The sequence below is a fragment of the Achromobacter sp. FW305-C-13 genome (genome assembly GCF_058783475.1).
The window spans coordinates 1,977,458-2,001,084 of sequence record NZ_JBYSYN010000001.1; the positions used below are offsets into that span (position 1 = coordinate 1,977,458).

At 66.8% G+C, this 23,627-nt stretch carries 25 protein-coding genes; 2 read left to right on the forward strand and 23 right to left on the reverse strand.

Annotation, left to right across the window (positions count from 1 at the left end):
- Window position 1: 1 nt before the first annotated feature.
- The 11 genes from AC3WMU_RS08855 to gabT all read right to left on the reverse strand — a co-directional run bounded on the left by AC3WMU_RS08855 (window position 2) and on the right by gabT (window position 11,344).
- Window positions 2–742, reverse strand: coding sequence for an IclR family transcriptional regulator (locus AC3WMU_RS08855; protein ID WP_492282368.1), 741 nt, complete (start codon window positions 740–742; stop codon window positions 2–4).
- A 197-nt stretch (window positions 743–939) separates the two neighbouring features.
- Window positions 940–2,292 carry an amidase gene (locus AC3WMU_RS08860; RefSeq protein WP_006223388.1) on the reverse strand — a complete coding sequence of 451 codons (1,353 nt, stop codon included), beginning with the start codon at window positions 2,290–2,292 and terminating at the stop codon, window positions 940–942.
- A 50-nt stretch (window positions 2,293–2,342) separates the two neighbouring features.
- Window positions 2,343–3,074, reverse strand: coding sequence for an ABC transporter ATP-binding protein (locus tag AC3WMU_RS08865; RefSeq protein ID WP_492282196.1), 732 nt, complete (start codon window positions 3,072–3,074; stop codon window positions 2,343–2,345).
- Entirely contained in the window at window positions 3,071–3,832 is a 762-nt protein-coding gene (locus AC3WMU_RS08870; protein WP_006223391.1) for an ABC transporter ATP-binding protein, read from the reverse strand. Before AC3WMU_RS08870 ends, AC3WMU_RS08865 begins: the two co-directional genes overlap by 4 nt.
- Window positions 3,829–4,728, reverse strand: a complete 900-nt coding sequence (locus AC3WMU_RS08875) for a branched-chain amino acid ABC transporter permease (protein WP_006223392.1) — start codon at window positions 4,726–4,728, stop codon at window positions 3,829–3,831. The genes AC3WMU_RS08870 and AC3WMU_RS08875 overlap by 4 nt, the downstream gene beginning before the upstream one ends.
- A gap of 4 nt (window positions 4,729–4,732) precedes the next feature.
- Entirely contained in the window at window positions 4,733–5,608 is an 876-nt protein-coding gene (locus AC3WMU_RS08880; protein ID WP_006223393.1) for a branched-chain amino acid ABC transporter permease, read from the reverse strand.
- A 24-nt stretch (window positions 5,609–5,632) separates the two neighbouring features.
- Window positions 5,633–6,874 carry an ABC transporter substrate-binding protein gene (locus AC3WMU_RS08885; protein ID WP_234704757.1) on the reverse strand — a complete coding sequence of 414 codons (1,242 nt, stop codon included), beginning with the start codon at window positions 6,872–6,874 and terminating at the stop codon, window positions 5,633–5,635.
- Window positions 6,875–6,994: 120 nt separating this feature from the next.
- On the reverse strand, window positions 6,995–8,194 hold the full coding sequence (locus tag AC3WMU_RS08890) for a CaiB/BaiF CoA transferase family protein (RefSeq protein ID WP_492282197.1): 1,200 nt from the start codon (window positions 8,192–8,194) through the stop codon (window positions 6,995–6,997).
- Window positions 8,195–8,222: 28 nt separating this feature from the next.
- Window positions 8,223–8,996: an enoyl-CoA hydratase/isomerase family protein gene (locus tag AC3WMU_RS08895; protein ID WP_006223397.1), complete on the reverse strand. Its 774-nt coding sequence runs from the start codon at window positions 8,994–8,996 to the stop codon at window positions 8,223–8,225.
- Window positions 8,993–9,973 (reverse strand): aminopeptidase, encoded by a 981-nt coding sequence (locus AC3WMU_RS08900; protein WP_424626010.1) that lies wholly within the window; start codon window positions 9,971–9,973, stop codon window positions 8,993–8,995. The genes AC3WMU_RS08895 and AC3WMU_RS08900 overlap by 4 nt, the downstream gene beginning before the upstream one ends.
- Before the next feature lie 12 nt (window positions 9,974–9,985).
- The gene (gene gabT / locus AC3WMU_RS08905; RefSeq protein ID WP_492282198.1) at window positions 9,986–11,344 is read right to left on the reverse strand and encodes a 4-aminobutyrate--2-oxoglutarate transaminase; all 1,359 of its coding nucleotides are present in this window, start codon (window positions 11,342–11,344) and stop codon (window positions 9,986–9,988) included.
- A 165-nt stretch (window positions 11,345–11,509) separates the two neighbouring features.
- On the opposite strand from gabT, the gene AC3WMU_RS08910 reads away from it, so the two are divergent.
- Window positions 11,510–12,208 carry a GntR family transcriptional regulator gene (locus AC3WMU_RS08910; RefSeq protein ID WP_006223400.1) on the forward strand — a complete coding sequence of 233 codons (699 nt, stop codon included), beginning with the start codon at window positions 11,510–11,512 and terminating at the stop codon, window positions 12,206–12,208.
- 55 nt (window positions 12,209–12,263) lie between these two features.
- On the opposite strand, the gene AC3WMU_RS08915 is transcribed toward AC3WMU_RS08910, so the two are convergent.
- The 5 genes from AC3WMU_RS08915 to mltG form a co-directional block, all read right to left on the reverse strand.
- Entirely contained in the window at window positions 12,264–13,154 is an 891-nt protein-coding gene (locus AC3WMU_RS08915) for an ankyrin repeat domain-containing protein (RefSeq protein ID WP_424626012.1), read from the reverse strand.
- Window positions 13,155–13,192: 38 nt separating this feature from the next.
- Window positions 13,193–13,963, reverse strand: coding sequence for a TatD family hydrolase (locus AC3WMU_RS08920; protein ID WP_006223402.1), 771 nt, complete (start codon window positions 13,961–13,963; stop codon window positions 13,193–13,195).
- A 68-nt stretch (window positions 13,964–14,031) separates the two neighbouring features.
- Window positions 14,032–15,081: a DNA polymerase III subunit delta' gene (gene holB, locus AC3WMU_RS08925; protein ID WP_006223403.1), complete on the reverse strand. Its 1,050-nt coding sequence runs from the start codon at window positions 15,079–15,081 to the stop codon at window positions 14,032–14,034.
- On the reverse strand, window positions 15,078–15,701 hold the full coding sequence (tmk, locus tag AC3WMU_RS08930; RefSeq protein ID WP_006223404.1) for a dTMP kinase: 624 nt from the start codon (window positions 15,699–15,701) through the stop codon (window positions 15,078–15,080). The genes holB and tmk overlap by 4 nt, the downstream gene beginning before the upstream one ends.
- The gene (mltG, locus tag AC3WMU_RS08935; RefSeq protein WP_035212599.1) at window positions 15,698–16,855 is read right to left on the reverse strand and encodes an endolytic transglycosylase MltG; all 1,158 of its coding nucleotides are present in this window, start codon (window positions 16,853–16,855) and stop codon (window positions 15,698–15,700) included. The genes tmk and mltG overlap by 4 nt, the downstream gene beginning before the upstream one ends.
- 153 nt (window positions 16,856–17,008) lie before the next feature.
- On the opposite strand from mltG, the gene ygfZ reads away from it, so the two are divergent.
- On the forward strand, window positions 17,009–18,007 hold the full coding sequence (gene ygfZ, locus AC3WMU_RS08940) for a CAF17-like 4Fe-4S cluster assembly/insertion protein YgfZ (RefSeq protein WP_492282199.1): 999 nt from the start codon (window positions 17,009–17,011) through the stop codon (window positions 18,005–18,007).
- A gap of 25 nt (window positions 18,008–18,032) precedes the next feature.
- On the opposite strand, the gene AC3WMU_RS08945 is transcribed toward ygfZ, so the two are convergent.
- From AC3WMU_RS08945 to AC3WMU_RS08975, 7 genes are all read right to left on the reverse strand, one after another.
- Window positions 18,033–18,722 (reverse strand): VIT1/CCC1 transporter family protein, encoded by a 690-nt coding sequence (locus AC3WMU_RS08945; protein ID WP_006223407.1) that lies wholly within the window; start codon window positions 18,720–18,722, stop codon window positions 18,033–18,035.
- Window positions 18,723–18,798: 76 nt separating this feature from the next.
- Window positions 18,799–19,236, reverse strand: a complete 438-nt coding sequence (locus tag AC3WMU_RS08950) for a PaaI family thioesterase (RefSeq protein ID WP_006223408.1) — start codon at window positions 19,234–19,236, stop codon at window positions 18,799–18,801.
- Window position 19,237: 1 nt separating this feature from the next.
- Window positions 19,238–20,128: a 3-hydroxyisobutyrate dehydrogenase gene (gene mmsB, locus AC3WMU_RS08955; protein ID WP_006223409.1), complete on the reverse strand. Its 891-nt coding sequence runs from the start codon at window positions 20,126–20,128 to the stop codon at window positions 19,238–19,240.
- 103 nt (window positions 20,129–20,231) lie between these two features.
- On the reverse strand, window positions 20,232–21,407 hold the full coding sequence (locus tag AC3WMU_RS08960) for an enoyl-CoA hydratase/isomerase family protein (protein ID WP_006223410.1): 1,176 nt from the start codon (window positions 21,405–21,407) through the stop codon (window positions 20,232–20,234).
- Window positions 21,404–22,558: an acyl-CoA dehydrogenase family protein gene (locus AC3WMU_RS08965; protein ID WP_006223411.1), complete on the reverse strand. Its 1,155-nt coding sequence runs from the start codon at window positions 22,556–22,558 to the stop codon at window positions 21,404–21,406. Before AC3WMU_RS08965 ends, AC3WMU_RS08960 begins: the two co-directional genes overlap by 4 nt.
- A 199-nt stretch (window positions 22,559–22,757) precedes the next feature.
- The gene (locus tag AC3WMU_RS08970) at window positions 22,758–23,105 is read right to left on the reverse strand and encodes an RnfH family protein (protein WP_492282200.1); all 348 of its coding nucleotides are present in this window, start codon (window positions 23,103–23,105) and stop codon (window positions 22,758–22,760) included.
- Window positions 23,095–23,529, reverse strand: coding sequence for a type II toxin-antitoxin system RatA family toxin (locus AC3WMU_RS08975; protein WP_006223413.1), 435 nt, complete (start codon window positions 23,527–23,529; stop codon window positions 23,095–23,097). Before AC3WMU_RS08975 ends, AC3WMU_RS08970 begins: the two co-directional genes overlap by 11 nt.
- Window positions 23,530–23,627 lie beyond the last annotated feature (98 nt).

The following is a 23,627-nucleotide window of genomic DNA, read 5'->3' on the forward strand; positions in this document are numbered from 1 at the left end:
GTCAGTGCACCTTCAAACGGTCGGAAATGCGGCGGGCGGCGCCCACGGTCAGGTCGATCAACGCCCGGGGACGCTGGGCGGCCCGGGTGGACGGCGCCATCAGCGTGATGGAGGCCACGGCCTGGTTGGGACGCTGGAAGATGGGCACGCTGACGCCCCACACGCCGGCGTCGACTTCGCTATCGGTCACGGCGTAGCCTTGGGCCCGGATCAATTCCAGTTCGTCGGCCAGACGGGCCGCGTCCACGCCGGCTTCGGCAGCCAGATAGGCCAGCGCGGCCTGCAAGCGGGCTTGCGGCATGAAGGCCAGCAGGGATTTCGCGGAAGCGCCGCGCGCCAGCGGCAGGCCCCGGCCCTTGGTGAAGGAACAGCGCAGCGGGTGTTGGCTTTCCACCATGTCCAGACAGACGGCCTGGTCCTTAACGGCCACCAGCAGGCCGATGGTTTCTCCGGACGCCGCGGCCAGCGCGGCCATGTCGGGTTGCGCCTCGTGAATCAGGAAAGACGACTGGTCAAAGCCCCAGGCCAGTTGGACGCACAGCGGCCCCGGGCCGTATTCGCCTTCGTGCTCGGCCACGAATCCCCAGCGCTTGAGCAACGCCACCTGCCGGTACAGCGTGCTTTGGGCCAGGCCGGTCTTCTCGGCCAACGCCGCGATCGTCAGCGTGCCATCGTGCCGGGCCAACGTGGCCAACACATAAAGGACACGGTCTGCGCCCGCCCCTACCGAGGGTTCCGACATCAAGATATAGCTCCAAGCAATGAACGCTCAGATTATCAATTTCCGGCTATATCCTTGCTTTCGATTCCCGAATATTGAGAAACAACAGGGAAAACCCCGAATTCCTGGGCGAAAAAATGGCGCCGCAAGGCGCCAAACAGTCCGAAATTGCCGACGAACCGCTTCGGACTGGCATCCGCTGCAGCTGGAGCCTGCCCTCAAGCCTGGTGGGCGGTCGACCCCAGGATGTGTTCGGCGCAACGGGCCCAGTACAGCAGCCGGGCGTCTTCCTTGACGAAGCCCACCATCTGGAAGCCCAGCGGCAGGCCGTTGGGCCCGCGCGCCACCGGCAACGTGATGGACGGGTTGTGCAGCAGAGACCAGATACGGATGAACGCCGAACTACCAGTGCTGCTGGCAAGCGGGGCTTCACCCAGCGTGGACGGCATCACGACCGTGTCGACGTCGCGCGCCACGTCGTAGAAGGCGCGGCGGCAAGCGTCCGCCGCGTCGAGCGCGCCAGCGTAATCGGCGGCCGACAGCCCCTCGCCCATCGTCAGGTAGTCGATCAGCCCTGGGTCGCACAATGCCGCGTGGTCGCGCTTTAGCGCCGCGTACTCGCGCGCCAGGTCATAGGCCATGATCACGTCCTGCGCCTCGCCCATCGTGTCGAACGCAGCCGGCATGGCCAGTTCCGTCACTGTCACTCCAGCGGCGGACAAGGCCCGCAGGTTCGCCTCGAAGCGCTCGCGCATGCACGGCTCGGTATCAGCCCAGTCCTTGGGCCGCCACACGCCTGCGCGGAAGTCGCTGCGCACGGGCAGGCGCGGATCGTAGCGCGGGTCGCCCGTGAAGGCGCGCATGAACAGCGCCGCGTCGTCCACACTGCGGGAGATCGGGCCGATCACGTCCAGGACGCGCGAATACCGCCGGATGCCGACGTAGGGGATCGCATCCAGCGTGGGCTTGAACCCCACCGCGCCGCAAAAGGCGGACGGCCGCAGGATGGACCCCGCGGTCTGCGTGCCGATGGAGAGCGGCGTCATGAAGTCGGCAACGGCGGCGGCCGAGCCCGCGGAGGATGCGGCGGGCGTGCGGCTCAGGTCATGCGGGTTGCGAGCGGGCCCGGGCAGCATGATGGCGTGCCGCGACACCGTGTTCTTGCCCAATACGTTAAAGCCCAGCGCATGCGCCTGCGTCACGACCGGCGCATCCGCATCGGGCTGGCGCCCGGGAAAAATCTCCGGGTCGCCCAGTTCCGTAGGCATATCGGCGGTATCGATGGTGTCCTTGATGCCCAGCGGCACCCCGTCCAGCAATTGCGGCCGGCCATGGCGATCCCATTGCCGCGCGCGCGCCAGCGCGCGGTCGGCGTCGACCTGCACCCAGGCCTTGACGCCGGCGTTGCGTTCCTCGATGCGGTCCAGGCAGGCCCGAGCCCAGGCTTCGCAGGTCAGCCGGCCCTGCTCCAGCGCCGCCAGCCCCTCGGTGGCGGTCAAGGCGGCGGTGGCGCTGGGCGCGGGGCGGCGTACGGGGGACGCCGGGCGATCAATCGTGTCGGTAGCAGGCAAGATACGGCTCCAGAATGTCGATGAAGGATGCGGACGAGGACGGTGCCGCCTCAAACCGCCGGGCGGGCATTGGACGAATGGCCGCCCCGCCCGATGTACAGATCGCTCATGTGCTGATTGGCCAGCAGCGCCTGCCCGGTGTCGGTCAGCACGATCCGCCCCGAGTCCAGGATGTATCCCCGGTCGCTGAAGGCCAGCGCCTGGCGGGCACGCTGCTCGACCATCAACACGGCCACGCCGATCTGCGGCAAGCGGCGCACCTCGGCAAACACCTGCTCGGTCAGCGCCGGCGACAAAGCGGCCGACGGCTCGTCCAGCACCATCAGCCGGGGCGACGACATCAGCGCCCGCGCAAACGCCAACTGCTGGCGTTCGCCGCCGGACAGGTTTTCAGCATGCGTCTTGCGCCGTCCCGCTAGCGCCGGGAACAGCTCGAACATGTCCCGGATACGCTGCTCGCGCCCCTGCACGTGCTCCACCACCTGCAGGTTCTCCAGCACGGTCAACGCGCCGAACACGTTGCGCACCTGGGGCACGTACGAGATGCCGATGCGCACGCGTTCCTCCACGGGCAGCGCCAGCAGGTCGCGGCCATCGAACGCCATCGTCCCAGCGATACGCGGCAAAAGCCCCATCGCTGCCTTGACCAGCGTGGACTTGCCCGCGCCGTTGGTGCCGGCGATGGTGACGATCTCGTTGGCGGCCACCGTCATGTCGATGCCGCTGACGATATCCACCTCGGCATAGCCGCCGGACAGGCCTTGCATGACGAGCAAACTCATATCACCCCTCCCATATAGGCTTCGCGCACGCGTTCGTTGGCCAGCACGCCATCGGGCGCGCCTTCGGCGATCACGCGCCCCCGGTCCATCACATACATGCGCGGCACGATCCGCGCCAGCTCGTCCAGGTTGTGCTCGATGATCGCCACCGTCAGGCCGCGCTGGTTCAATTCGACGATGCGCGCCGACAGCTCTTCGATCAGCACCGGATTGACGCCGGCAAACGGTTCGTCCAGCAAAATGCAGCGCGGCTCCAGCATCAGCAGCCGGCCGAGCTCCAGCAGCTTCTTCTGCCCGCCCGACAGCTTGCCGGCCGGCTCGTCCGCCACTCGCGACAAGTTCAGAAACGCCAGCAGTTCATGCACGCGCTCGGCGTTGCGCGCCTCTTCTCGAGCCACCTCGCGTCGCGCAAAGACCAGCGCCGCCAGCTTTTCGCCGCGCTGGTCGGGCGCTGCCGCCATCATGTTGTCAAAGACGGTCAGCTGGCTGAATTCGCGCGGCACCTGAAACGTGCGCGCCAGGCCGCGGCGCACGCGTTGATGCACCGCCACCCCGGTGATGTCCTCGTCCGCGAAGCGCACGCACCCGGAGGTTGGCGGGATGTACCCGGTAACGACCGAGAACAGCGTGCTCTTGCCCGCGCCGTTGGTACCGATCACCCCGACCAGTTCGCCCTTGCGGACTTCCACCGAAACGTCGTCCAGCGCCTTGAAGCCGCCGAAGCTGGCGCTCAGCCCTTTGATCGAAAGCAGCGTCATGCCTTTCTCCTGCGAGTCGAGGTGTTGCCGAACAGGCCTTGCGGCCGGTACAGCACCACGCAGATGAGCGCGATGCCGATGATGCCGATGCGCACGCTGGCCATCTGCACCTCGGAAATGCCCCCGACGAAGTCGCGCACGAAGCGCGACCCTTCCAGGAAGCCGACCAGCAGCACGGTCCCGGCCACAACGCCGCTCAGGCGACCGACCCCGCCCAGGATGATGGCGATCCAGATGTAGAAAGTGATCAGCGGCACGAACTGCTCGGGGCTGATGAACGTCAGGTAGTGCGCCTGGAACGCGCCGGCCAACCCCGCCAGCCCCGCCCCCAGCATCAGCGAACGCGTCTTGAACTTGGCTGGGTCCTTGCCGAGCGCGCGCACGGCGACCTCGTTATCGCGCACCGCCTCGATGACGCGGCCGAAGGGGCTGCGGATCACCAGGTGGATCAGCAGCAGCGCGCCGGCGTTGACCGCAAGCAGCAACAACATGATCCACAGGTCCACGGTCTGCGGCGACGCCCAGCCGGCGAACAGACGGGGAATGCCTGGCAGGCCATGCATGCCGCGCGTCAGCCACTCCTCGGTCTGCAAGACCATGCGTACGGATTCCGAGAACCCCAAGGTCACGATGGCCAGGTAGTCGCTGCCCAGCCGCAACGCGATCATGCCCAGCGGATAGGCCGCCAGCGCGGCGAACGCAGCGGCCGCCGCCATGGATACCGGCACCGGCACGCCTTTCAGCGACAACAGCGCTGACGTATACGCGCCGATGGCGAAGAAACCGACGTGGCCGAAGTTGATCAGTCCGGTAAACCCGTAATGCAGCGACAGGCCGAAGGCCAGCAGCATGTAGATCAGGATACCGATGGCGATTGCAATCAGATAGGCTTCCATGATGTCACCTCGCCGCCATCGGCCGGCCGAAAATACCCTGGGGACGCAGCAGCAGCACGCACAGCAGCACCGCGAACGCGAAGACGATCTTGTAGGCCGGCCCCACCACCAGGCTGGCGACTTCCTGCGCAATGCTGAACACCATGATCCCGGCAATGGCGCCCAAGGGATTGCCGATGCCGCCCAGGATCACCGCCGCGAACATGGGCATCAGCAGTTCCCAGCCCAGCTCGGGAATCACCACCGCCTTGATGCCCAGCAGCACGCCGCCCAGGCCGCAGTAGGCCCCGGCAATGCTCCACAGCGTGACCATGACGCGCCGCCCGCGGATGCCGCTGGCCGCCGCCAGTTCGGGGTTGTCAGCCACCGCCCGCATGCGCCGGCCCGTCGGCGTCATGTGCATCAGGGCGAAGACCAGCGCCAGCGCGCCCACCGCGATGCCCACGATGTAAACGTCGGTCGGCAGAATGCGCACGCCCCCGAAGTTCCACGCCCGCGTCAGGGGAAGATCAAAGGTGTATTGGTCTTGCCCGGCAAAAAACGTGATCGTGCTGCGCAAGGCGAACGCGACGCCGATCGAGGCGATCAGGCGCGACACGTTCGATCGGGACTCCAGCGGCCGGAACACCCAGGCATAGAAGAAAAGGCTGACGGCGGTCGTCGCCACGACAGCGGCCACGCCGCCCGCCAGCAGGGATCCGCCGGCCAGCGCCTGGGTAAAAACGGCGGCGTAGGCCCCGAGCGTCATGTAGTCGCCGCTGGCGGCGTTGGGAAAGCGGGCAATGCCGAACACCAGCGTAATCGCCAGTGCCGGCAACGCCAGCAGCATCCCGATCACAACGCCGTTGATCCCGGCGTTGATGACGGTGATTGCATCCATCTTATGTTCCCCTTGGATTGGCCGTCAGACCTTGCCGGCGATGACTTCGTTAAGCACCAGCTTGCCGTCACGGATGTCGAACACGCCGAAATCGGGCACGGTCTCGCCCTGCTTGCCGAAGTCCAGGCGCGACGAGGCGCCGTCGTAGTCCACCGGCTTGCCGGCGCGTAACAGGGCCTGCCCCTGCGCGAAGCCGCTGACTTTCTCGCCGCCGCCTTCCGCCGTTACCGCACGGATCTTGCCGTTGATGGCCGCCACGTCCGCCGTGGCGCCTGCGGCCTCGATGGCCAGCGCCAGCGTGATCACCATGTCATAGGACTGGGACGCGAAGATGTCCGGCTCGCGCTTGGTGCGCTTGCGGAACTCGGCGGCAAAGCGCTTGTAAGCCGCATGTTCGTGCGCGGCCACATTCGAGATCGAAATGATGCCCTCGGTCGCCTCTTTGCCCAATGCCTTGACCAGGTCTTCATTGGCGGTCCAGCCCGGCATGATGAACTTGCAGTCCTGGCCGGTCTGGAACCATTCCTTGAGGATGATGGTGGCGTCGGGCCGGTAGGCACTCAGTGAAATCACATCGGGCTTGGACGCCAGCACCTTGTTCAGTTCGGTGCGGTAGGTGGTCTGGTTCGGCTCGTAGACGGTGAACGCGCTGACGTCGCCGCCCTTCTCCCGCCAGGCGTCCCGGAAATAATTGGCCTGCCCGACGAAGGTGGAATTGTTGAACGCCATCACCGCCGGCCGCTTGAAGCCGCGCTGGCGTGCCACTTCGGCGAACGCGCGGCCGAACACGGCGTTGGACGCCTGGTACATCCAGGCGAGCCCCAGCTTGTTCTCGGTCAGCATCTCAGGCGCGCCGCAGGTGTTCATCGTGATGAGGCCCGCCGCGTTGGTGATCGGCATGGCGGCCAGCCCGACCGACGACGGCCAGATGCCCACCACCGCTTCAACCTTGTTGATCTCGATCAGTTTTTTCACGGCCAGTACCGCCGCATCGGGCTTGGTCTGGTCGTCTTCGGCGTACAGCTGTATCTGCCTGCCCGCCGCGCCGCCCGCTGCGTTGACTTCCGCAATGGCGATCTTGATAGCCTCCAGCATGGCGGGCCCGTATGGCCCGCCGACCCCGGTGATGGAATTGAGCGCGCCCAGCCGGAATGGCGGCGCTGCCTGGGCCTGCGCCCAGGCCAGGCCGGGCACCGCGCCGGAGGCGGCAAGCGCGGCGCTGGCCGCGAGGAAATCGCGTCGGGAAAAATGAGTGGGCTGCGTCATGAAGGTTCCTTGCGGCGTGAACATCGTTGTTCAACTTCGAATAGCCGCCGGCGTGCGCGACGCCGGCGTCCCCTTGTGGCTTGGATGCAACTTCGGTACTGCCTGCTGCGGGTGTACGGTCTACGCGATCACCCCCCGGGCGCGCATGCCCGCGATACGGTCGTCGGATACGCCGAAGCGCCGCAGCACGTCGTCGGTGTGCTGGCCCATCAGCGGCGCCGCCGTGCGCAAGGCGCCCGGCGTCCGCGAGAATTTGGTGGGGATGCCGATGGTCTTCATCGTGCCCAGCACGGGATGGTCCAGCTCCTGCACCATGCCGCGCGCCAGATAGTGAGGGTCTTGCATGGCCTGTCCGAAATCATTGATCGGCCCGCACGGCACCGAGGCCCGTTCGCAACGTGCGATCCATTCCGCGGCATCGGCGCGGGCGAACTCGGCTTCAAGGATGGGCTCCAGCTCGGCGATATGCGCCAGCCGGTCGGAGTTGGTCACGAAGCGCGGATCGGTAACCAGTTCGGGACGCTCCAGCACGTCGGTGCACAGGCGTTCCCAGGTGCGCTGGTTGGCGGCCCCGATCATGATGAAGCCCATGCGGGTGTCGAACGCCTGATACGGCGCGGACACCCGGTGCCGGCTGCCCGTGCCTTCCGGCACCGTGCCGTCGGCGAAGTAGGCGGCGGCCTCCCACACGAACCACGGCAGTCCGCATTCCGCCAGCGCGATGTCGATGTGCTGGCCTTCGCCCGTCTTCATCTGGTGGATGCAGGCGGCCAGGATGGCGTAGACCGCCGTCAGCCCCGCGCCCACGTCGTAGATGGCGATGCCGGACTTCAATGGCCTACCGCCTGCCTCGCCGGTCATGCTCATGATGCCGCTCATGCCTTGCGCCACCAGATCGAAACCGCCCTTGCCCGCGTAAGGCCCGGATTGGCCATAGCCGGAAATCGAGCAATACACCAGGCGCGGATTGATCCCCGAGAGCGTCTCATAATCCACGCCCAGCGACCGGGTCACGCCGACCCGGTAGTTCTCGACCACCACGTCGGCCCACCGCGCCAGGTCGTACAGCACCTCGCGCGCCTCGGGGTCCTTCAAGTTCAGCGCGATGCCCTGCTTGTTGCGGTTGATCTGCGCAAAGCAGGTGGACTCCCCGTTCACATAGGGCCCCATCTCGCGGGAATCGTCGCCCGAGCCGGTCTTCTCGACCTTGATGACCTCGGCGCCTAGGTCGGCCAGCACCATCGTGCAAAACGGGCCGGCCATGATCTGGGACAGATCCAGGATCTTGATGCCGGCCAGGGGGGATGCAGCTTGAGTCATGTGGGATCCGTCTTGGTTCGGTGGCCGGTCAGCGGCCGGTGAATGCGGGAACCTGCTTCTGCGCGAACGCCTCGCGGCCGCGCCGGTAATCTTCGGTACCGAAGCACGCGTAGGCCTCGCGGCGCTCCGCATCGGTCAGCGGGCGGCCGGCGCGCAACTGGGCGGCGAAACGCTTGTGCCAGCGGTTCACCAGCGGTGCGGCGGCCGCAATACGGCGGGCCGTGGCATAAGCGTGTTCAACCACCTGCCCGTCGTCCACGACCCGGCTCAACAGCCCTTTGGACATGGCCTCGTCGGCGCCGAAGACATGGCCCTCCAGCAGGATCTCCAGCGCCCGGGTGGCGCCGATCACCGCGATCAGGTCCGCCAGTTCCTGGTGGTCGACGGTCAAACCGATCCGGTTGACGGGGATCCCGTACCGGCTGCTTCGCCCGGCGATCCGGATGTCGCACAACGCCGCCAGTTCCAGCCCGCCGCCCACGCATACGCCTTCAATGCAGGCCACTGTCGGGTGGCGCAGGTGCTTCAGCCTGTCCGTCATCGACAGCGTGAAGGCAGCATAGTCCGCCGCTTGCGCCGCGCCGTCGCGTTCGTCGCCAAAGCCCGCGATGTCGCTGCCCGCGCAAAACGCGCCGCCCGCGCCGCGCAGCACGACGCAGCGCACCCCGTCATCGGCGTCCAGCTCGCCCATGAGGCGGCCGAATTCCCGGTACATGTCCAGCGTGAAGGCGTTGCGCTTGGCCGGGCGGTTCATCAGCACGGTTGCCACGCCGTCCGGTTCGCGGTTCAGGTCGATGCTCATGCCGCTTCCTCCAGCCGAAGGTCGGTGCCTTGCAGCACTACCCGGCCGTCCAGCGTCAACGTGGCGTCCGTGACGATGGTGTCGTAATGCGCCGCCGCCTTGACCGTGCCACCGATATAGGCGCTGGTGCCCAGCGCAAGCTGGATCGACCCGTAGACGGATTCATCCGACAGCATCGTGCCATCCAGTTGGCAGCGCGGGTTCATGCCTACACCCAGTTCACCCAGGTTGTAGACCAGCGGATCGTTGAAGCTGGCCAGCAAGTCGCGGAACTGGCGGGCCACTTCGCCCCCTTCGATCGCCACCGCCATCCCCTTCTCGATATGGATGCGCACCGGCTCGTCGCGGATCAGCGACACGCCGGGAATGCTGGCGTTCACCACGATCACGCCCTCGGCCGTTCCTTCCACCGGCGCCAGGCTGGATTCCAGGCAATACCCCGCCGAAATGTCCGTCGTGTTCGCAAACCCGTGCAGCGCCCGACCCCGACGCCCGGCAATGCTCATCGTCACGTCGGTGCCCAGTTCGGTCGTCACCCGCGCCGTGTCCGCCCGCGTCAAGGCGTCCGCCAGGCCTTCGATCTGCGGACGCAAGGCATCGAAATCGGCCTCCCAACCTTCGGCCAGGAAGAAGTCCGGCTGATGCGATTCCGGCAGGACGATCACGCCGACGCCAGCGCGGGTCGCCTGTTGGCGCGCATCCGTATGTGCGGCATTGGCGCGGGTCAGCGCGATCACCAGGTCCGCGGCCTGCATGGCCTGGGCGACCACGGGCGACAATTGGCGGCCATGCCGTGCGGACCCCGCGATCTGCAACAGGTTCAAGCCCGCGCCCGCTTCGTCCACGGCGATGGCCAAGGGCTCGACATTGTGGCCGGTGTACAGGTCGTACAGCACCAGCACTTCCATCCCGGGCCGGGCGGCGCCCAGTTGGCTGACCACTTTGCGGGCGTTCTTCAGTTTCAACAACGTGTGCATGCCAAACCCCCTTTATGCCGCGTGTCGCGCGTGGGCATCGGCCGCTTGCTGGACCTCTGCGACCGCGCGCTCAAGAATGTCCAGCCCGCGGGCGAGCTCGTCGTCCGTAATGCACAGGGGCGCCAGAAACCGGATGACGTTGCCGTGAAAGCCCGCTTTCACCAGGATCAGCCCGCCTTGATAGGCCGCCTGCACGATCTGTGCGGCCAGGTCGCCGGCCGCCTCGTGCCCCGTCTTGTCCCGGACCACTTCGAACGCCACCATGGCGCCCAGGCCGCGCACGTCGCCCACTATGCCGAAGCGCGAGGCCCACGCCGCAAAGCGTTCACGCACCCGTGCGCCCACGTCGCGGGCTCGGGCCGGGTAGTCTTCGCGCCGCATGACCGCAATCGTCGCCAACGCCGCGGCGCAGGCCAGCGGATTGCCACCATAGGTACCGCCCAATCCGCCCACTTTGGGCGCGTCCATCAGGTCGGCGCGACCCACTAGCGCGGCAATGGGCAGCCCGCCCCCCATCGACTTGGCCAAGGTGTAAAGATCGGCCTCGATGCCGGCATGCGCGGTGGCGAACCATTCGCCGGTGCGGCAAAAGCCCGACTGGATCTCGTCGGCAATCAGCACGATGCCGTGCTGCGTGCAGTACGCCCGCAGCGCTTGCAGGAAGGCCGGCGGCGCGTCATGGAAGCCGCCCTCCCCCTGGATGGGTTCGATGATCACGGCCGCCAGTTGCTCGGGCGTGATCTCGGTTTCGACCAGCCTGCGGAACGCATCGAACGCCGCCTGGGCGCATTCCGCCTCGCTCAAGTCCGAGCGGTACCGCACGGGGAACGGCGCACGGTACACCTCCGGGGCAAAGGGGCCAAACCCGCTTTTATAGGCCGGCGCCTTGGCCGTCAGGGACAGCGCCATGTAGGTGCGCCCATGAAAGGCGCTTTCGAATGCCACCACCGCTTGCCGGCCCGTCGCGCGCCGCGCCACCTTGATCGCGTTTTCCACGGCTTCCGCGCCCGTCGTCTGCAGCATGGCCTTCTTGGGCCAGTTGCCGGGCACCAGATCAATCAGGGCTTCGGCCAATTCGATATAGCCCGGGTACATGACGATGTTGAAGCAGGTGTGCAGATAGCGTTCGGCCTGTGCCTGCACCGCCGCAACCACCTCGGGATGGGCGTGCCCCACGTTCAGGGTGCCGATGCCACCGGCGAAATCGATGAAGGCATTGCCATCCAGGTCGGTCAGCGTCGCGCCCGCCGCACGTTCCGCAAATACCGGCGGGCCGTTGGCCACGCCCGCCGCCACAGCGGCATTGCGCCGCCCCAGGTAAGCCTGGCACTGCGGGCCAGGAAGTTGAGATGACTGCACGGCGTCTTTCATTGCCCTGGGCTCCTTGGATGCGTGGGTAAGCCGACGAAGTGAAGTCACTATATTCTTGTGCGTTTTATTGTGTCAACGACAATTTACAATTTCGCATTCTTGATTGTGCACAATCTTGAGTTCAAAATAATGCTATGCTTCCCGCGACTCAATCCAGGTGCCTACATGCCCACTAAACGCGCCAATCCCCCCTCTGACGCCGCCACGACAGAACAGCGCAAGGCGGCCTCGACCCACGAGGTCATCCGCGACCTGCGGGAACGCATTGCCTCGCAGGCTTTGCTGCCGGGCACCCGCGTGCCCGAAGAGGATCTGGCCCAGGCCTACGACATCCCGCGCGCCAAAGCGCGTGAAGTGCTGGCCACGCTGGAAGACCGCGCGCTGGTTGAACGGGTGCCCAATAAAGGCGCCGTCGTCGCCCTCGTCGACATGGAAACCACGTATCGGCTTTATCAGGTGCGCGAAGCGCTGGACGGCTTGGCCGTGCGGCTGGCGATCGCCAATGCCACGCCTGCCGATTGGGAGGCCATGCAGGCCCTGCTGGGCGAGCCCTTCGAACAAAGCCTGAAAAACGGCGACATCGAGGCCCACGTGGCTACGATCGAACAGTTCCGCAATCACGTCAAAGAACTGGCGGGCAACCCCGTGCTCAGCGACATGATCGAACGCATCTACGACCGCACCCGCGTGTCGATGCGCCGCGTGGCGTTGCTGCCGGGCCGTTCAGAGATGGGAATCAAGCAATACCGCGCCCTGCTGGACGCGATGGTTCGCGGCGACGCCGACGAAGCCGAGCGCTGCGTGCGCGAATTGAATGCCAGCGCCCGCGAGTACATCGAGCGCTACAAGAACTACGTGATTTAAGCGGCGCGGGCGGGAGGCCAGCCGTGGCTGACGCGCCCGGGCCAGGCGCCGCGCCTCAGGGCGAAGCCGGCGTGTCGTAGTTGTTCAGCTTCACGCCCGACACACCGCCCACGCTGGGCGATGCCGCCGGCGCGGGCGCGTTGCCCGACGCCGCAGCCGGGGCGGGCGGTACGTCGGGCGCTGCCGTCGGGGCGATCGCTTCCGGCACCGGGGCCGTCTCGGCCTCGGCAGGCGCCGGGTTGGCGGCTCGGCGCGCACGCTTGGCATCGTCCGCGCGTGCCACCATAGCCGTCAGTTCGGTCGCCAGTGACGCTGATTTGCCATTGCGGGCCCAGTCGGCCGCGCTCTGCCCTTTCAGGTCGCGCGTGGTCACGTCGGCGCCCGACTTCACCAGCAGGTCCACCATTTCCTTGTTGCCGCCCAATGCCGCCATCATCAGCGGCGTCTCGCCCCCGGGGGCTGGGGCATTGACGATGGCTTTCTTCGACAGCAACAGGCGCGCCATCTCCATCTGCCCTTTCGATGCCGCATAGTGCAGCGGCGTCCATCCCAGCCGGTTGACCTGCGCCCCGCGGGCGATCAACGTCTTCGCCCGCTCGGTCTGGCCGGCGATCGCCAGGTACATCAGCGGCGTCTCTCCCGCCGGGTTCTCGGCGTTCACATCGGTGCGCTTGTCCGCGGCGATCACGTCAAACACCTTCCAGGCGCCATCCACCACCGCGCGCATCAGCGCAGGCTGGCCGTTCTTGTAGCGCACGTTGGGATCAGACCCGTGGGCCAGCAGGTCTTTGATGTCGTCCGGATAGTCATTGGCAACGTAGACCCACCAGTCGCCAGGGTTGGCCGCATGCGCCATCGGCGCCGCCAGCCCAACCGCCAGGGCCAACAGCGCTCCCCGGCAACGCGACAACAGAAAGTGACGGGCGGTCGGGGTTTGGGCGGTCATGGCTATCCTAGGAATCAGATTGAATAATCAGGTTTAACTTATTTCTTTATCTTATTGAAAAGACGGAAGAAATTGTCGGTGGACGCTTGCGCCACTTCGGCCACGGTGATGCCTCTCAGGTCGGCGATCTTCTCGGCTACGTGGATCACCTTGGACGGGTCATTGAGCTTGCCCCGATACGGCACGGGCGCCAGATACGGCGAGTCCGTCTCGATCAGCAGGCGGTCCAGCGGCACCTTGGCGGCCACCTCGTGCACCACCTGGGCGTTCTTGAACGTGACGATGCCCGACAGCGAGATGTAGAAATTCTGGTCCAGCGCGGCCTGCGCCACTTCCCAATTCTCGGTGAAGCAGTGCATGACGCCGCCCACTTCCGACGCGCGCTCTTCCTGCAGCACGCGCACCGTATCCTCGGCAGACGCACGCGTATGGACGATCAGGGGCAGCCCCGTGTCGCGGGCGGCGCGGATATGGCGGCGGAAGCGCTCGCGCTGCCAATCCAGCGGTTCGGACAGGCGGTAGTAGTCCAGGCCGGTCTCGCCGATGGCCACGACCTTGGGGTGTTCGGACAGCCGGACCAGTTCTTCCGGCGACGGGTCAGGCGTGTCCTCGTAGTCGGGGTGCACGCCCACCGAGGCCCACAGGTTCGCCTGCGGTTCGACCAGTGCCATCAGGCCAGGCCACTCGGGCATGTTGACGCTGACCACCAGCGCGTGGGTCACCTGGTTGGCGGCCATCCGATCAAGAATGGCCGGCAGATCAGCCGCCAGCTCCGGAAAATTCAAATGACAGTGGGAATCGACGTACATGTTTTGACTACAGAAAAAGCGGCGGCGCCCCAACCCGTTGCCGGGCGAATCGCCGCTGGATCAGGGACTTACGCCTGGCAGGATAGCACCACGCGTTGCAGGGTGGCGTGCGCGAACAGCTTGGCGTTCAACGGATGAGTGGCCAGCGCGCGCTGCCGCGTCAGCCAGCGCGCGGCTTCGGCCACGCGGGCGCGGTCCATGCGTGCGGCGACCTGGGCAACGCCCGTGGCCAACGCTGGAAAGTACCGCACCGGCGCGCCCGCGCTGGCCAGCATCAGGTCGGTGTACACGCGTTGCAGCGCGTCGATCCATTCACTGGCCGGCACCTTCTCCAGCGATTCGGCCAAGGTGCCCACGTCGGGCGACTGCCCCTGGGCCAGCGGGCCGATCAGCTGTGACAACCACGGCGGACAAGCAGTGTCGCCCGCTTGCGCCAGGCGCAACGCGGCCAGCGGCGCGCCGCCTGCCGCCGCCAGCCATTCGCGCGCGGGCTCAACGTTCTGCGCGCGCAACCACTGCAACGCGGTGTCCGGGTCCGGCGCCGGCAGCGGCAAACGCCGGCATCGCGACACCAGGGTCGGCAGCAGACGATCCGGGGCGTCCGCCACCAGCAGGAAAACCGTATGGGGCGGCGGCTCTTCCAGCACCTTGAGCAAGGCGTTGGACGACACCACGTTCAGCGCGTGCGCGGGATACAGCAGCGCCACGCGCCAGCCACCGCGGTGCGTCGCGGTATTGAACCAGGACTCCAGCGAACGGATCTGGTCGATGCGGATTTCCTTGGACGGCGCACGCTTGGCGGGGCCGGTCGCAGGTTCGGCATCTTCAGCGGGCTCGGCGGCGTCCGCCCCCTCTTCCACCGCAACGGCTTCGGGCCGGATGCGGCGCAAGTCGGGGTGGTTGCCGCTGGCGAACCAGGCACAGGCGGCGCAATGGCCGCAGGCCAGACCATTCTCGGGCGTTTCGCACAGCAGGCTGGCGGCCGCGGCAATCGCGAAATCCAGCTTGCCGATGCCGGCCAGGCCGTGCACTAGCCAGGCGTGGGCGAAACGGTCGCGGTTGCCCAGCCAGGCCCGCGCCGTGTCCATCTGCCAAGGCAGGAATTGGGGTGCGCTCATGCCGGCACGGCCAGCAGCGCGCGCAGCCCCGCTTCCAGTTCCGTGCGGATCTGGTCGATGGACTGCGTGGAATCCACGATATGGATGCGGCCGGGGTTGGCCTTGGCGCGGGCGTGATAGGCCTGGCGGGTGCGCTCGAAGAATTCGGCGCCCTCGCGCTCGAAGCGGTCGGGCTCGCGCGCATCGGCCAGACGGGCGCGAGCCACTTCCAGCGGGACGTCGAACAGCCAGGTACGGTCGGGCTGACCCGCCTGCATCCAGTCTTCAAGCACGGCGATGCGTGCCGCGCCCAGGCCGCGTCCGCCGCCCTGATAGGCGTAGGTCGCATCGGTATAGCGGTCGCATACCACCCAGGCCCCGCGTGCCAGCGCCGGTTCGATCACCTGGCTGGCATGCTCGCAGCGGGCCGCGAACATCAGCAAGGTCTCAGTATCCAGCCCCATCGTGTCCGTCAACACCAGGGCGCGCAGCTTCTCACCCAGCGGCGTGCCGCCCGGTTCGCGCGTGGACACCACTTCCACGCCTTGCGCGCGCAAAAAGTCCGCGATCCAGACGGTGTGCGTGCTTTTGCCCGCGCCGTCCACGCCCTCCAGCGTAATGAAGCGTCCGCGTGAGGTCATTGATCTTGTCCTTGTGCTGTTTCGGAATCGGTTTCAGGGCTTGCGCCGGCAGCCTGGCCGCCATCGGCGGGCGCGGCAGCGGGGGCACTGGGCGCCCCGGCAGGCGTGGGCGCCGGCGCCGGCACGGCGGTCGGGCGCGTGGTCTGCCCCTGCCCCAGAATGTAGCGAGAGACGTTGCGGTTATGCCCCGACAGGTTTTCGGCGAATTCGCTGGTCCCGTTGCCGCGCGAGACGAAGAACAGGTATTTGTGCTGCTCGGGCTGCACGGCGGCAAGCAGCGCCGCCCGGCCCGCGGCGGCGATCGGCGTCGGCGGCAGGCCCGGACGCGTGTACGTGTTCCAGGGCGTATCGGTCTGCAGGTCGCGCTTACGGATGCGTCCCTGATAGTTCTCGCCCATGCCGTAGATGACGGTAGGGTCGGTCTGCAACAGCATGCCGATCTTCAACCGGTTGGTGAACACGCCGGACACGCGCCGGCGATCCGGGCCGTGGCCGGTTTCCTTTTCGATGATGGACGCCAGCACCAGCGCTTCGTAGGGCGTGGCCACCGGCAGGCCGGACTGGCGCTTGGCCCACGTGTCCTGCAAGATGCGCTGGCCTTCCTGATAGGCGCGGCGCAGCAGATCGTAGTCGCTGCTGCCGGGCGTGAAGATATAGGTATCGGGGAAGAACATCCCTTCGGGATGCGTGATGTCCGACCCCAGCCGCTCCATCAGCGCTTCATCGCTGGTGTCGCCCAAGGTCTGCTTGACGTCGGGATGTTCGCGCAGCGCCTGGCGGATCTGGCGGAAGGTCCAGCCTTCCAGGAAGGTGATCTGGCGTTGGGTCATGTCGCCGCGCGCCAGGCGTTCCAGCAGCAGCCAGGGGGTATCGCCATTGATGGCCTGGTATCCCCCCGCCTTCATCAGCTTGTCTTGCTCAGTCAGGCGGGCCATCCAGACAAAACCTGGCTCCCACATCGGCACGCCGACCGCATTGAGCGCGCGCGCGACCGTACGCGGGCTGCTGCCCGGGTCCACTACAAAATCAATCCTGTCGGCCGGTAAATGCATGGGCCGGTGCATCCAGCTCCATGCGGCGCCCACGGCTGCCGCGGCGGCAATCACGATAAGCAGGAATGACCACAAGACGTAAAAACGGAGTCGCTTCTTCATAAGTCCCAGAAGTTTAATGGATCAGGCGGACCTGTCGCGGCAAAAGAGGGGTCGGAATGCGCGGCACAGCCCTGCGCCTGTCGGGGGCTTGGTGCTTGCGCAGAGGGAAGGCGGCTATCATCTGCTCTTTGATGACGCGATAACACCGCCGCCATGCACGCTTTCTATGCTTCGATCCCCGTTCGTCCCGAAGGTTGCGCACAATGCGCCCCGCTGGAAGATTTTGTGGTCTTCAGCGCGTCCGGCGCCGATGCCCTGACCTTCCTGCACGGCCAACTGACGCAAGACGTCACCGGCCTGCCCGCCGACGCCGCCCGCCTGGCGGGCTACTGCACCGCCAAGGGCCGCCTGCTGGCCACAATGGTCATGTGGCGTGCGGCCCCCGGCGCGGATGATGCCCCGCAACTCTATGGCCTGGTCCGCCAGGACCTGTCGCAAGCGCTGATCAAGCGCCTGTCGATGTTCGTGCTGCGCGCCAAGGTCAAGCTGGCCCCCGCCCCGCTGCACGTCGCGGGCGTGCAGGCAACGGCCGAAGACGCCGCCGCGCTGGAAGCCGTGACCGGCGCCTTGCCGCGCGCCGCATGGCAGCGCGCCGACCTGCCGTCGGGCACCTGGATCGCCGCGCCCTCGGCCGACGGCCGCTTGCGCTGGTGGTGGATCGCGTCCGACGAACAATTGAACGAGGCCGCCCCGCTGGCTGCCGTGCTGGGTCTGGCACCCGCCTCGCAATGGCAGGTGGCGGACCTGGCCGCCGGCATCCCCTGGATCGCCACGGCCACGCAGGACGTGTTCATCCCGCAGACCGTCAACCTGGAACTGATCCAGGGCGTCAGCTTCACCAAGGGCTGTTATCCGGGCCAGGAAGTCGTGGCGCGCAGCCACTACCGCGGCACCGTCAAGCGCCGCATGGCTTACGGCACCATTGCTGACGTCAGCCTGCAAGGCGCGGCATTGGCGGGCGTGGACGTGTTCGACGCCACCCAGCCCGGCGAGCCGATCGGTCGCGTCGTGGATGCCGCCAGCGAAGCCGGCGTCGCCTCCGTGCTGTTCGAAACGACGCTTGCCGCCCTGCCCGAAGGTGACCTGCGGCTGGGCGCGGCGGATGGCCCCCGCATCGCCGCGGCGCCGCTACCCTACTCGATCACGCCCTGAGGCCTTCCGCTGCCCGGCGCTGGCCTTACACGGCCACGCCAAACAGCGCCCCGACGGCGGCCGTTGCCGCCATCGCCAATGCCCCCAGCACCGTCACGCGCAGCGCCGCCGGCCCCTTGGGCGCGCCCCCGGCGCCTGCCGCCAGGGCACCAAGCGCCGCCAGGCACACCACCGACGCGCCGATCACCCAGACGATCAATTGCGGCAACGGCGCCGTCACGGCTACCGCCAACGGCAACGCCGCCCCCCCCGCGAACGACGCCGCGGAAGCGACCGCCGCCTGTACCGGACGCGCCCGGTTATGCAAAGAGATACCCAATTCGTCACGCGCATGCGCGTCCAGCGCGTCGTGGCTGGTCAATTGGCGAGCGACTTGCATCGCCAGCTCGCGCGACAGGCCGCGCGCCACATAGATGTCGATCAGTTCGGCCAGTTCTTCCTCCGAATTACGCTTCAGCGACCGCTGCTCCATGCGCAGGTCAGCCGCCTCGGTGTCGGCCTGTGAACGGACGGAGACGTATTCACCCGCTGCCATGGACAGCGCACCCGCAACAAGCCCCGCCAATCCGGACGTCAAGATGGCGCCGTGCGTGGCCTGCGCCGCCGCGACGCCCGTGATCAGGCTGGCCGTCGAGACGATGCCGTCGTTGGCGCCAAGCACGGCGGCGCGCAGCCAGTTGCTGCGGAAGATCCGATGATGTTCTTTTGAAGGCATTACGCGGCACCCATGCGGTGCGTGACAAATGCGGCGCGCGCCCGGCCGGCAAGGCTGGGCGCGCGCCGCGCCGGGTTCACCGCGGCGTCACGCGTACCGCGGTAAGCAAGCCTATCACGCACATCGTGGCCTGCTCGCCGTCGTACGCATGCACTTCGACCTGGCAGATCGACAGGCGCTTGCCCGGCTTCACCACCCGCCCGCTGGCGACAAAGCGGTCGCCCTTGGCAGGCGCCAGGAAGTTCATCTTGAACTCCGAGGTCAGGACGTCCTCGCCGGGCCCGAACAGCGTGAAGGCCGCGTAGCCGCCCGCGCTGTCGGCAATCGTCGTGGAGATCCCCGCATGCAGAAAGCCGTTCTGCTGGCACAAGTCGGCGCGGTAGGGCAGCAGGATGTCCACCCTGCCCGGCTCCACCACGTCCAGCCCGGCGCCCAGCAGCCGCATGATGCTCTGTTGCTCGAAGCTGGCCCTGACCCGTGCGGCCGGGTCGGACGGAGACTGATGGCCGGTCATGTCAGTCCTGCTCGCGCTTGACCAGATTCACGATGCTGGAGAAGTCCAGCTTGCCCGAGCCGCCCGAACTGTGCAGCGAATACAGGTTGCGCGCCAGTTCACCCAACGGGATGGACGCGCGCGCCGACAGCGCCGCCTCGGCCGCCAGGCCCAGGTCCTTCAGCATCAAGTCCACACCGAAGCCGCCCGCGTAGCCCTTGGAGGCCGGCGCATGGTCCATGACGCCCGGCCAGGGGTTGTAGAGCTCGGTGGCCCAGTTGCGGCCTGAACTCTTGGCGATGATGTCGGAGAGCACTTTCGGGTCCAGCCCGTTGGCCACACCCAGCGCCAGCGCTTCCGACGTGCCCGCCATCAGGATGCCCAACAGCATGTTGTTGCAGATCTTGGCCACCTGACCGGCGCCCGCCGGACCCGCGTGGAAGATGTTCTTGCCCATCTTCTCCAGCACGGGGCGCGCACGCTCCAGGGCGGCCTCCTGCCCCCCCACGATGAAGGTCAGAGTGCCCGCGGCCGCGCCGCCCGTGCCGCCCGACACCGGGGCGTCGATCATGGTGATGCCACGCACCTCGGCCGCCTGCGCCACCTTGCGCGCCGAATCCGGCGCGATGGTGCTGCACTCGATGACCAGCGCACTGGAAGAAATCTTGCCCAGCAGGTCTTCGCCCAGGTACAGGCCTTCGACGTGCTTGCTGGCCGGCAGCATCGAAATCACCACCTCGGCGCCCTTGACGGCTTCGGACGCGGACGCGGCGGCGCGCGCGCCGGCGTCGGTCAGCAGCTTGACGGCGGCCGGCACCAGGTCGAACACCGTCAGGCTGTGGCCAGCCTTGACCAGATTCAATGCCATGGGCGCGCCCATGTTGCCCAAACCGATAAACGCGATACTGCTCATGATGTCTTGTCTCCTGTTGCTATTGCTGTAGGTATGGATTCATCGTGACCTGCATGACGGAAATCTTGGGGTGGCCGGCCCGCCACGCGAACCGGCCGGCGCGTCAACGCCCTTCCTGGCCCAGGTCGGCCAGGGGATGCGGCTCGCCGGCGGGCCACGGTTCTTCGAAGAACTTCTGCACCCAGGCATCCGTCGCCACGTCCAGGACGGCGGGATTCCAGTGCGGCTTCTTGTCCTTGTCGACCAGCAAGGCGCGGATGCCTTCGGCGAAATCGCCGTGCGCCGTACAGGCCAGCGCCGCGATGTACTCGGCGCGGAAGACGTCGTCCAGCGAGCGCAGGCGTGTGCGTTGCTGCAATGCGAATGCCAGGCGCACCGAACCCGGCGAGCCCGCCAGCATCGTCGTCGCCGCACGCGCCAGCCACGGATCCGCGTGGTCCTTCAACAGGGCCAGCTCTTCATAGATCTCGTCCAGCCGGTTGCCATTGCACAGGTTGTTGATCAGGAATGAGTGCTGGCGCAGATGCCCCGGGTCCAGCGGGGTCTGCGGTTCCAGCGCGGTCAGCGCGCGGCGCAGCAGGCCGTCGTTCATGGACCGCGGTGCCAGCGACGATTCCGGCGCCCCCGCGGCCTGTCCGGCCCAGGGCTGCTCTTCCAGCGACGCCAGCAGCTTCGGCCAATCCGCATGGTTCAAGCGGAAATCCGCCAGACCGGCGAAAAAGGCGTCGGCGGTGTTCATATGCGCGCCCGTCAGGGCGAGGAACAAGCCGATGCGGCCCGGCATGCGGTTCAGCAGCCAGCTGCCGCCCACGTCCGGAAACAGGCCGATGGATACTTCCGGCATCGCCAGGCGCGAGGTCTCGCTGACCACCCGGTGGCTGGCGCCCATCATCAGGCCGATGCCGCCGCCCATGACGATCCCATGCCCCCAGCACAGCACCGGCTTCGGATACGTATGGATGCGGTAGTCCAGCCGGTATTCGTGCTCGAAGAAGCGGCGCGCATACGCGTTGCTCCAACCGCTCTTGCCCTTGTTTTCGCCCATGCTGCGGTACAGGCCGTGCAGGTCGCCGCCAGCGCAGAACGCTTTCTCGCCCGCGCCTTGCAGAACCACCAGGGCCACGCCCGGATCGCGGGCCCATTCGTCCAGGCGCGCCGCCAGCAAGTCCACCATTTCCAGCGACAGGCCGTTCAGGGTCTGCGGCGCGTTCAGCGTCGCAATCCCGAACCGCATGCCGTTCGCAGCACTTCTTTCTTCGAACAACACCGGTGCATTCATCTTATGTCGGCTCCTTTTTCCAACAATTGGCGGGCAATGATCACGCGCATGATCTCGTTGGTGCCCTCCAGAATCTGATGAACGCGAGTATCGCGCACCAGACGCTCCAAGGGATAGTCCCGCAAGTATCCGTAGCCGCCATGAATCTGTTGCGCGTCCAGGCAAATCTGGAAGCCCATGTCCGTCGCGAAGCGCTTGGCCATGGCGCAGTAGGTCGCCGCGTCCGGCGCGCCCGCGTCCAGCTTGCAGGCGGCCAGGCGCACCATCTGGCGCGCGGCGACCAGGTGCGTAGCCATGTCGGCCAGCTTGAACTGCAGCGCCTGGAACTCGGCCAGCCGGCGATTGAACTGCCGGCGCTCGTCCATATAGCGGCGGGCGGCGTCCAGCGCGCCCTGCGCCGCGCCCACCGAGCACGTGCCGATGTTGATGCGGCCGCCGTCCAGGCCCTTCATGGCGATCTTGAAACCCTCGCCCTCCTGGCCCAGCAGATTGCCGGCCGGCACGCGGACGTTTTCGAACGTGATGGGGCGCGTGGACTGGCTGTTCCAGCCCATCTTCTCTTCCTTGCGGCCGTAGCTGATGCCCGGCGTATCGGCGGGCACCGCGAACGCGCTGATGCCGCCTGCCCCCTCGCCACCGGTGCGCGCCATCACGACCAACAGGTCGGTATCGCCGCCGCCCGAGATGAAGGCCTTGGCGCCGTTCAACACATAGTGGTCGCCGTCGCGCTGGGCGCGGGTGGACAGGGAAGCCGCGTCGGAACCGGCGCCCGGCTCGGTCAGGCAGTACGACGCCAGCTTCTGGCCGCTGGCCAGCAACGGGCCCCAGGCCTCGCGTAACGCGGACTGTCCCCATTTGCCGACCATCCAGGTGGCCATGTTATGGATAGTCAGGAAAGCGGTCGTCGAGGGGTCCACCGCCGCCATTTCCTCGAACACCAGCGTGGCGTCCAGGCGCGGCAGGCCCAGGCCGCCGATCTCTTCACTGGCATAGATGGCGCAGAAGCCCATCTCGCCCGCCCGGGCGAAGGCCTCGCGCGGGAAGATGCCTTCGGCGTCCCAGCGCGCGGCGTGGGGCGCCAGTTCGCCCTCGGCGTAGTCGCGGGCGGCCTGCGCGAACGCGCGCTGCTCGTCGGTCAGTTCCAAGTCCACAGCCTGTCTCCTGTTGTAATCGGTATTGTCTGTTGGCGTTGCTGCCGTCTCGTGAACGTCAGCGTGTCGATTTTGACATGACGTTAACGTAAACGTAAGTGTGAAACCGCCTTTATGTTACGCCGGATGCCGCGGCACGATTTGTCCTATTGATGACAATGTCGGCAGGGCCCCGGGAGCCTGCGCCGCGGCGAACGGCCTACAGCAGCCCGGCCGGACGCACGCGGCCGTTCCTGGCCGTCTTGGACCGGCGGTGTTCCGCGCGGCGGCGACGCGATTCCTTGGGGTCGAAGCTCAGCCCCCGGTAGATCTCCACGCGGTCGCCGTCGGCCAATCGCGCCTGTGGCTCGGTGGCCCGACCGTATATGCCCACGCCGCGCGCCCACGGCTGCACCACCGGGAAAGCCTCGGCAAATCCGCTGGCGGCCAAGGCATCGGCCACCGTCGCGCCCTCAGGCAACTGAACCTCGCGCAGCCAGACATGGCCCGGCAAGGCATAGCAGACGCTGATGCTCAACAGCGCCGCGCTACAGGGTTCATTCCCCATACTTGGCCTGCGCCCGCTTGGTGAAGGAATCAATGAAACTGGTGGCGATGCGGTTGAACACGGGGCCCACCACCATTTCCAGCGCACGGTTGGAGAACGCGTACTCCATGGTGAACAGCACCTTGCAGGCGTCTTCCGCCAGCGGCTGGAATTCCCAATGCCCGACCAGGCTGGAGAATGGGCCGTCGACCAGTTCCAGATCGATCCGGTCGGGATAGACGTGGGTATTGCGCGTGGTGAAGCGCTGCTTCATCCCCGCGAAACTGATCAGGATAGAGGCCTGCATGCCGTGTTCGTCGCGGGTCTGCACCTCGGCGCCGCCACACCACGGCATGAACTCGGGGTACTTTTCCACGTCGGCGACCAGATCGAACATCTGGGCGGCGCTGTAAGGCACCAGGACGGATCGTTGTACTTTGTGCATCGACTATCGCAAATGGCTAGAATGGCAAGATTTTACCGGCACCGCATGACCTGGGCCTAATAACGGGAAAAGCAAGCGCGCGGCACGCCGGACGGCAT

Excerpts from the sequence above, each read along its gene's own strand:
- AC3WMU_RS08855 (WP_492282368.1), bottom strand. The coding sequence starts at position 742 with ATGTCGGAACCCTCGGTAGGGGCGGGCGCAGACCGTGTCCTTTATGTG.
- AC3WMU_RS08865 (WP_492282196.1), bottom strand. The coding sequence starts at position 3,074 with ATGAGTTTGCTCGTCATGCAAGGCCTGTCCGGCGGCTATGCCGAGGTG.
- AC3WMU_RS08870 (WP_006223391.1), bottom strand. The coding sequence starts at position 3,832 with ATGACGCTGCTTTCGATCAAAGGGCTGAGCGCCAGCTTCGGCGGCTTC.
- AC3WMU_RS08875 (WP_006223392.1), bottom strand. The coding sequence starts at position 4,728 with ATGGAAGCCTATCTGATTGCAATCGCCATCGGTATCCTGATCTACATG.
- AC3WMU_RS08880 (WP_006223393.1), bottom strand. The coding sequence starts at position 5,608 with ATGGATGCAATCACCGTCATCAACGCCGGGATCAACGGCGTTGTGATC.
- AC3WMU_RS08885 (WP_234704757.1), bottom strand. The coding sequence starts at position 6,874 with ATGACGCAGCCCACTCATTTTTCCCGACGCGATTTCCTCGCGGCCAGC.
- AC3WMU_RS08890 (WP_492282197.1), bottom strand. The coding sequence starts at position 8,194 with ATGACTCAAGCTGCATCCCCCCTGGCCGGCATCAAGATCCTGGATCTG.
- AC3WMU_RS08895 (WP_006223397.1), bottom strand. The coding sequence starts at position 8,996 with ATGAGCATCGACCTGAACCGCGAACCGGACGGCGTGGCAACCGTGCTG.
- AC3WMU_RS08900 (WP_424626010.1), bottom strand. The coding sequence starts at position 9,973 with ATGCACACGTTGTTGAAACTGAAGAACGCCCGCAAAGTGGTCAGCCAA.
- gabT (WP_492282198.1), bottom strand. The coding sequence starts at position 11,344 with ATGAAAGACGCCGTGCAGTCATCTCAACTTCCTGGCCCGCAGTGCCAG.
- AC3WMU_RS08910 (WP_006223400.1), top strand. The coding sequence starts at position 11,510 with ATGCCCACTAAACGCGCCAATCCCCCCTCTGACGCCGCCACGACAGAA.
- AC3WMU_RS08915 (WP_424626012.1), bottom strand. The coding sequence starts at position 13,154 with ATGACCGCCCAAACCCCGACCGCCCGTCACTTTCTGTTGTCGCGTTGC.
- AC3WMU_RS08920 (WP_006223402.1), bottom strand. The coding sequence starts at position 13,963 with ATGTACGTCGATTCCCACTGTCATTTGAATTTTCCGGAGCTGGCGGCT.
- holB (WP_006223403.1), bottom strand. The coding sequence starts at position 15,081 with ATGAGCGCACCCCAATTCCTGCCTTGGCAGATGGACACGGCGCGGGCC.
- tmk (WP_006223404.1), bottom strand. The coding sequence starts at position 15,701 with ATGACCTCACGCGGACGCTTCATTACGCTGGAGGGCGTGGACGGCGCG.
- mltG (WP_035212599.1), bottom strand. The coding sequence starts at position 16,855 with ATGAAGAAGCGACTCCGTTTTTACGTCTTGTGGTCATTCCTGCTTATC.
- ygfZ (WP_492282199.1), top strand. The coding sequence starts at position 17,009 with ATGCACGCTTTCTATGCTTCGATCCCCGTTCGTCCCGAAGGTTGCGCA.
- AC3WMU_RS08945 (WP_006223407.1), bottom strand. The coding sequence starts at position 18,722 with ATGCCTTCAAAAGAACATCATCGGATCTTCCGCAGCAACTGGCTGCGC.
- AC3WMU_RS08950 (WP_006223408.1), bottom strand. The coding sequence starts at position 19,236 with ATGACCGGCCATCAGTCTCCGTCCGACCCGGCCGCACGGGTCAGGGCC.
- mmsB (WP_006223409.1), bottom strand. The coding sequence starts at position 20,128 with ATGAGCAGTATCGCGTTTATCGGTTTGGGCAACATGGGCGCGCCCATG.
- AC3WMU_RS08960 (WP_006223410.1), bottom strand. The coding sequence starts at position 21,407 with ATGAATGCACCGGTGTTGTTCGAAGAAAGAAGTGCTGCGAACGGCATG.
- AC3WMU_RS08970 (WP_492282200.1), bottom strand. The coding sequence starts at position 23,105 with ATGGGGAATGAACCCTGTAGCGCGGCGCTGTTGAGCATCAGCGTCTGC.
- AC3WMU_RS08975 (WP_006223413.1), bottom strand. The coding sequence starts at position 23,529 with ATGCACAAAGTACAACGATCCGTCCTGGTGCCTTACAGCGCCGCCCAG.